6 protein-coding genes and 1 pseudogene are annotated in these 6802 nt (G+C 58.7%); 6 read left to right on the forward strand and 1 reads right to left on the reverse strand.

Going from position 1 to position 6802, the window contains the following annotated elements:
- The 4 genes and pseudogenes from AC11W3_RS05280 to AC11W3_RS05295 all read left to right on the forward strand — a co-directional run.
- Positions 1-151: pseudogene (locus tag AC11W3_RS05280) on the forward strand (ferredoxin); the annotation flags it as partial.
- Positions 152-515: 364 nt separating this feature from the next.
- Positions 516-1118: a peroxiredoxin gene (locus AC11W3_RS05285; protein ID WP_484088978.1), complete on the forward strand. Its 603-nt coding sequence runs from the start codon at positions 516-518 to the stop codon at positions 1116-1118.
- A gap of 466 nt (positions 1119-1584) precedes the next feature.
- Positions 1585-1989: an exosortase system-associated protein, TIGR04073 family gene (locus tag AC11W3_RS05290; RefSeq protein WP_484092599.1), complete on the forward strand. Its 405-nt coding sequence runs from the start codon at positions 1585-1587 to the stop codon at positions 1987-1989.
- A gap of 52 nt (positions 1990-2041) precedes the next feature.
- Entirely contained in the window at positions 2042-2368 is a 327-nt protein-coding gene (locus AC11W3_RS05295) for an exosortase system-associated protein, TIGR04073 family (protein ID WP_484088999.1), read from the forward strand.
- 131 nt (positions 2369-2499) lie between these two features.
- On the opposite strand, the gene AC11W3_RS05300 is transcribed toward AC11W3_RS05295, so the two are convergent.
- Positions 2500-2754, reverse strand: a complete 255-nt coding sequence (locus AC11W3_RS05300; protein WP_484088976.1) for a hypothetical protein — start codon at positions 2752-2754, stop codon at positions 2500-2502.
- Positions 2755-3029: 275 nt separating this feature from the next.
- On the opposite strand from AC11W3_RS05300, the gene AC11W3_RS05305 reads away from it, so the two are divergent.
- The gene (locus AC11W3_RS05305) at positions 3030-5540 is read left to right on the forward strand and encodes a TIGR03960 family B12-binding radical SAM protein (protein ID WP_484088975.1); all 2511 of its coding nucleotides are present in this window, start codon (positions 3030-3032) and stop codon (positions 5538-5540) included.
- Positions 5541-5641: 101 nt separating this feature from the next.
- Positions 5642-6802, forward strand: a 1161-nt coding sequence (locus tag AC11W3_RS05310; RefSeq protein WP_484092600.1) for an Rne/Rng family ribonuclease, incomplete at its 3' end; no start/stop codon positions are given.

Raw genomic sequence — 6802 nt, forward strand, 5'->3', positions numbered from 1 at the left:
GCGGATAAAGGGAATAACGGTTCTGAGGATGGAGGTGCCTTGCTGCGGAGGCATCGTGATGGCGGCCCGCCAGGCCCTGGCAGCTTCAGGGAAGGAGATTCCGTTCCGCGAGGTCACCATCAGCATCAGGGGAGAGGTCCTGGGTAAATAACGGCTCCAGGCAGAAAACAATTACAGAATCGACCAGAGGAGGCCGCCTTATAGCGGCCTCTTTTTTTGCGTGTGCCTGTCAGCGATGACTGCCGGCACTACCAGATAGTCACCCCAAATCAGGCGCGGGCATCTCTCCAGATGCCTTGGTGGAGAAGTACCGGCAAGGTCCGGTACCGGGTGGGAGCCCCCATTCCGCGCCGGACCCTTCAGGCCCTTTCCGAACGCGAATGCTCGTAATAACAGGGGCTTGAGCTGACTGGATAAAAAAGATGATTTTGGTCCTTTTTCTGATTGACAACCGGTAATGCGGCTGGTAGAGTTTGTCCACATTAGAAATTCAATCACGAAAGGAGAAAGCACTTATGAGTCTCACTACCTTGGTGACAAAGGAAGCACCTGATTTCACGGCGCAGGCCGTCATGCCCGATAATTCTTTCGCTGAGCTTACCTTATCCAGTTATCGCGGAAAGTATGTGGTGCTTTTCTTCTATCCGCTCGACTTTACCTTTGTCTGTCCCTCCGAGATCCTGGCCTTTAACAAGAGGCTGGCGGAGTTCAAAGAGAAAAACTGCGAAGTCATAGGTGTCTCTGTCGACTCGCGCTTCACGCATCTGGCCTGGAAGAACACCGCGGTCGAGGATGGCGGCATCGGCAATATCCAGTACCCCCTGGTCCAGGACCTCGACAAGAGCATAGCCAGATCCTACGGCATCCTCTTCAACGAGGAGGTCGCGTTGCGCGGACTCTTCCTGGTCGACACCAAGGGCTTAGTCCGTCACACCGTTATCAACGACCTCCCCTTGGGCAGGAGCGTTGGTGAGGCCCTGAGGATGCTGGACGCGCTTCAGTTCGTCGAAACCCACGGCGGCGAGGTCTGCCCCGCCAACTGGCAGGAAGGTGAGGAACCTATGAAGGCCTCGAAGGAAGGGGTGGCCGCTTACCTGAGGAAGAAACACGGCAGGTAAGGCAGTCGGTAGTGCGGATAAAAAGGCGCGACTTCCCCACAGGGATCTCGCGCCTTTCTGTTTCACCAGACGAAGAAGCGGTGTGCGCCCTTCGACAGGCTCAGGGCGAACGGATTACAACGACTTGTTCACGATGCCGAGGGGCTGACAGTGGCTGACAGTGGCTGACAGAAGAAACCTGAACCCCGAGTTGACGTAGTATGTACCCGTTCGTGCTGAGCTTGTCGAAGCACGCAAAATGACAGTAAAGACCTCGATACTGTCTGATCCCGCCGCCTATCAGGTAACCCGAGGGAGGCTAAGGCCCAGTGAGTTCCTCCGTCTTGGCCGATATGGATGAGCAGGTTGGAGCATTCTCTGGTGCCATATCAAAAATGAGCGAAGTACTGCTGACTTGCCAATGAAAGGCATCTATGTTAAAAGAACGATGGCATTTACCGACCGCTGATCAGGAAGAGGAGCCAAAATGCGTATCAAGGCGACGTTGTTGACATTGCTGCTGCCCATGTTGATTGCTTCACCCTCCTTCGCCCTCGACGGGCAGCAGCCGGAGGCTGTCGCCGAGAAGATGGCCTTCAAGCTGGTACGCGGGGTAGCGAACGTGGCCACTTCCGTGGTCGAGGTGCCCAAGCAGTCGTACCTGATGGCGCGGGACAGGGGCGGCATCGGCTATGTGGTCGGCCCGTTGAAAGGTGTGGCCATGGGGTTCTACAGGCTTGTGGTCGGTGTGACCGAGACGGTATTCTTTGCGGTGCCTCAGCCCGGTTATTACGACCCGATGATCACTCCTGAGTACGTATGGCAGGGGTGGGAAGAGAAGCGGGTTGAGCCGAGAAGGCAGAGTCCCGACTCGGAGAATAAGGGAGAGTGAAATGCAGAAGCGCTATTTGACGCTGATCCTGCCAGTTATCCTGATTGTCTGCATGTTGGGGGTCGGGGGTGCACGGGCTGAAGATACCAGGACGGTCGACGACGCCTCGCCGCAGGAAGTGGTGACCGGCATGTCGACCAAGTTGGTCCGCGGCGTTGCCAACGTTGCCACCGGCTGGCTCGAGTTGCCGAAGCAGATCTACCTGACCTCGCAAGAGGAAGGTCTGGCCAAGGGGCTGACGGTGGGCCCGGTGAAAGGGCTCGGCATGACCCTGGTCCGTACCCTGGCGGGGGTCGGCGAGGCGGCGACCTTCTACGTTGCCTATCCCGGATTTTTCACCCCGTTCTTCGATCCCGCTTATGTGTGGCAAAAGGAATAAAAGCCGAAGGCTGATTTACTAAAGGAATGGGGACGGCAATCGCCGTCCCCATTCCTTTTTTTTTCTCGCCAGCGCATAAAAAAAGGCCGCATCTTTCGATGCGGCCTTTTTCCAATTGCCCGAAAAGGGAATTACTTTGCAGCCGGAGCAGCCGGTGCTGCAGCCGGAGCTGCTTCTTCTTTCTTCTCAGCTTTCTTCTCGGCTTTCTTTGCTTTTTTTGCTTTCTTTGCTTTTTTTGCTTTTTTCGGAGCAGCTTTCTCAGCTTTTTCTTCTTTTTTCACTTCGCCAGCAGCCGGAGCAGCCGGGGTAGCGTCAGCAGCGAAAACAACACCAGCGAAAGCAACAGCAACGAGAGCAGCAACTACGGAGGACAGAACTTTTTTCATGGTAAATCTCCTTTGAAGATGAATGATGATCTCTCTATAGCAGGGAGCGTGCCAGTCTTTCATTGGAGAGGTAAGTGGCCGGAGTTCAAGGAAAGTAGGTGGATCACCCCTGTCCCGTCGGATTCGCAATAGACCTCATTTCCTCCAATGAATGCCGCAAATGGGGTACACTCATTATGAAGCGGCCGGTCGCGGGCGGGTATATTACCTTGCCAGTGCCGAAGAGAATTTGTTACTATGGCCGGTCATAGTCACTGGGCTATATCGGGGGTTTTTTGAGCAATAACACACTTTTGTCGGTGGAAAAGCCTGCCCGCTACATGGGCGGGGAGATGGGTACCGTAACCGGCCGGAAGGGCGCGGTAACTTTTGTGCTGGCTTTTCCGGACGTTTATGAGATAGGGATGAGCCACCTCGGGCTCCAGGTTCTTTACGGTGTAATGAAAGAGGTGCCGTGGATTGCGCCTGAGCGCGTGTACGCACCGTGGCCCGATCTGGAAGAGCTGCTGAGGTCCGAGGGGCGGCCGCTGGTCACCCTGGAAAACTCGACGCCGCTCATGAAGGCAGACATCGTAGGCTTCACCCTCCAGTACGAGCTTTCCTATACCAATATACTGAACATGCTCGATCTCTCCGCCATCCCCTTGCTGGCGGCGGGGCGCGATGAGCGTTACCCTCTGGTGATCGGAGGCGGGCCCTGTGCCTACAACCCGGAGCCGCTGGCCGATTTCTTCGACGCCTTCCTCATTGGAGACGGAGAAGATGCGGTCATCGAGATCGCGGAATGCGTCCGGGCCTGGAAGGCGGAGGGGCTGCCCAAGAAGGCGCTCCTGGAGCGGCTGGCCGGCATCGACGGGGTCTACGTCCCGAGCTTCTTCGAAGTGAGCTACCAGGAAAGCGGCGTGATCGAAAGGGTCACCCCGCTGCGCGACGGTTACCGCAGCGTCCGCCGGCGCTTCGTCACCGACCTCGACAAGGCCTACTATCCTACCTCTCCGGTAGTGCCATTCCTCAAGACGGTACATGACAGGGTCAGCGTCGAGATCTCCCGCGGTTGCACCCGCGGCTGCCGTTTCTGCCAGGCCGGTTATATATATAGACCGGTCCGCGAGCGGAGCCCGGAGCGCGTCTTCGAGATCGTCGAGGAAGCCCTGGGCAATACCGGGTACGACGAGGTCTCCCTTCTCTCGCTGTCGACCGGCGACTATGGCTGCCTCACCCCGGTCCTCAAGGGGCTGATGGACCGTTACTCCAACCAGAAAAAGGCGGTCTCTCTGCCGTCGATGCGGGTGGGAAGTCTCAGCCCGGAGATGGCTGAAGAGGTGCGGAGGGTGCGTAAGACCGGGTTCACCCTGGCCCCGGAGGCTGGGAGCGAGCGGCTGAGAACGGTGATCAACAAGGGGATCACCGAGGCCGACCTGCTGGACAATGCCCGCGCGGTCTTCAGCGCGGGATGGCGGCTGATCAAGCTTTACTACATGATCGGCCTTCCCACCGAGACCATGGACGACCTGCAGGGAATCGTGGACATGTCGCGGGAGGTGAAGCGGCAGGGGAAATTCGCGGGCTCCGGCGGGGATGTCAACGTCTCGGTCTCCTCGTTCGTGCCCAAGCCTCATACCCCCTTCCAATGGGAGCCGCAGATAAGCGAATCGGAGATCATCGACAAGCAGCGCTGGCTGCGGTCGGAACTAAAGAAGAAGAAGCTGATCATGAAGTGGCAGGAGTCATCCCTCTCCGTCCTGGAAGGGGTCTTTGCCCGCGGAGACCGCCGGCTCGGTAAGCTCCTGGTCGAGGCCCATCGCCTTGGATGCCGGTTCGACGGCTGGTGGGAACACTTCGACCGGGACAAGTGGTATCAGGCCTTCGAGAACACGGGCTTGACGCCGGAGTTCTACCACCGCCGCCGCGAGCTCGATGAGCCTCTCCCCTGGGACCATCTTGACTGCGGGGTGCGCCGCGAGTTCCTCCTGGCCGAGCGCGAGGCCTCCCTTGGCGGCGCCACCACCCCTGACTGCAGGGCCGGGAAGTGCACCGGTTGCGGCGTGTGCGACTTCAAAGAGGTGAAGTTGAGGCTTCACGAGCCCGTAGCCTTCGGCGCCTATGCCTGTGAAAGCGCCTCCGCCGACCCGACGGAGCAGGCCTGGCGGATCAGGATCCGGTTCGAGAAGCTGGGGAGGATGCGGTATCTCAGCCATCTCGAGATGCTGACGCTCTTTGTCCGGGCGGTCGGCAGGGCAGGCATTCCCATCCGCTACTCGCAGGGGTTTCATCCGCATCCGAAGTTTTCCTTCGCCACCGCCCTTTCGGTCGGCATCGAATCTTACGCCGAGTACATGGATTTCGAGGTCGATGCCGGGTTTACGGCCGCCGCGCTGCGGGAGGCGCTCAACAAGAGCCTTCCGGAAGGCGTGCGTGTCATCGAGGCTGACGAAATTCCCATGAAGGCACCGGCACTGTCCGTTATAATGGAGCGGGTTCGGTATCGCGTCACCTTGCCGGAAACCGTCTCGATCGATCTGCAGGAAAAGGCAGCGAAATTCCTGGCTCTGGAATCATCGCCGATGAGGCGGGAGAAGAGGGGGAAGGTTATCGAGTTCGACCTCCGGCATGAGCTTCATGAGCTGAAGTCGGCAGGCCAAACCCTCGAGATGGTGGTGGGACGTGGCAAACCCGCCGAATTTGCCTGCGCCATCCTGGAAGTCCCGGCCGAGGCCCTGAAGGAAGCGCGGCTGGAGAAGCTGGAAGTGCTGTTCGCCGAGAATGCACCTCCCCCCACCCCCTGACCCCTCCCGCGAGGGGAGGGGGGATGTAATGGCGAGTGGTTTACCCATTCACCATTCACTATTCACCATTCACTGTTATTTCATATATAGAAGGGGTTAGCATGGGAAACGAGCTGGTAATAAACACCACCTCCCACGAAACCCGCATCGCGCTCATCGAGAACGGCACCATTGCCGAGCTTTACGTCGAGAGGAGCAGGGTCAAGGGGATCATCGGCAACATCTACAAGGGGAGGGTCGTCCGGGTGCTTCCGGGCATGCAGGCTGCCTTCGTGGACATCGGCCTGGAAAAGGCCGCATTCCTTTACGTGGCGGACGTCTTCGACTCGGTCGACGAGTACGAGTCCTTCATGGACCGGGAGGGGGAGGAGCCGATGCCGCACCCGCTCCACCCCATCGAGGAGTTGCTGCAGGAGGGCCAGGAGCTCCTGGTGCAGATCTCGAAGGAGCCGATCGGGACCAAGGGGGCACGCATCACCGCCCACATCTCGCTGCCGGGAAGGCACCTGGTCTACATGCCGACGGTCGATCACGTCGGGATCTCCAGGAGGATCGAGGACGAGGCGGAGCGGGAGCGTCTGAAGGAGATCGTCGACCGGATCAAGCCGGTGGGGGGCGGATTCATCGTCAGGACCGTTTCCGACGGAAAGAGCGAAGAGGATCTGGTCGCCGACCTGCACTATCTCACCAAGCTCTGGGAGGAGATCGTCAAGAAGAAGGACAAGAGCGGGGCGCCGAGCCTCATCCACTCCGACCTCGACGTCACCCAGAAGGTGGTGAGGGACATCCTGACCGAGTCGGTCGAGCGGATCGTGGTCGATTCCAAGCCCGAGCACGACAAGATCGTGCAGTTCATCAGCACCTTCATGCCGAAGATGAAGTATTCGATCGAGCTCTACGATGAGGAGGAGCCGATCTTCGACCACTTCGGGCTGGAGGTCGAGATCAGCCGTGCCCTCGGACGCAAGGTCTGGCTGAAGAGCGGCGGCTACATCATCATCGAGCAGACCGAGGCGCTGACGGCGATCGACGTCAACACCGGTCGTTACGTCGGCAAGCACAACCTGGAAGACACCATCCTCAAGACCAACCTCGAGGCGGTCAAGGAGATAGCGTACCAGCTGCGGCTCAGGAACCTGGGCGGGATCATCATCATCGACTTCATCGACATGGAGAAGGAGGTGAACCGCGAGAAGGTCTACGGCGCGCTCGAGGAGGCGCTGAAGAGCGACAAGTCCAAGACCAACATCCTGAAGATCTCC

The sequence above is a fragment of the Geomonas sp. genome (genome assembly GCF_056994735.1).

What these genes read in the sequence shown, in the direction of transcription:
- AC11W3_RS05285 (WP_484088978.1), top strand. Translation starts at nt 516, where the DNA reads ATGAGTCTCACTACCTTGGTGACAAAGGAAGCACCTGATTTCACGGCG.
- AC11W3_RS05295 (WP_484088999.1), top strand. Translation starts at nt 2,042, where the DNA reads ATGTTGGGGGTCGGGGGTGCACGGGCTGAAGATACCAGGACGGTCGAC.
- AC11W3_RS05300 (WP_484088976.1), bottom strand. Translation starts at nt 2,754, where the DNA reads ATGAAAAAAGTTCTGTCCTCCGTAGTTGCTGCTCTCGTTGCTGTTGCT.
- AC11W3_RS05290 (WP_484092599.1), top strand. Translation starts at nt 1,585, where the DNA reads ATGCGTATCAAGGCGACGTTGTTGACATTGCTGCTGCCCATGTTGATT.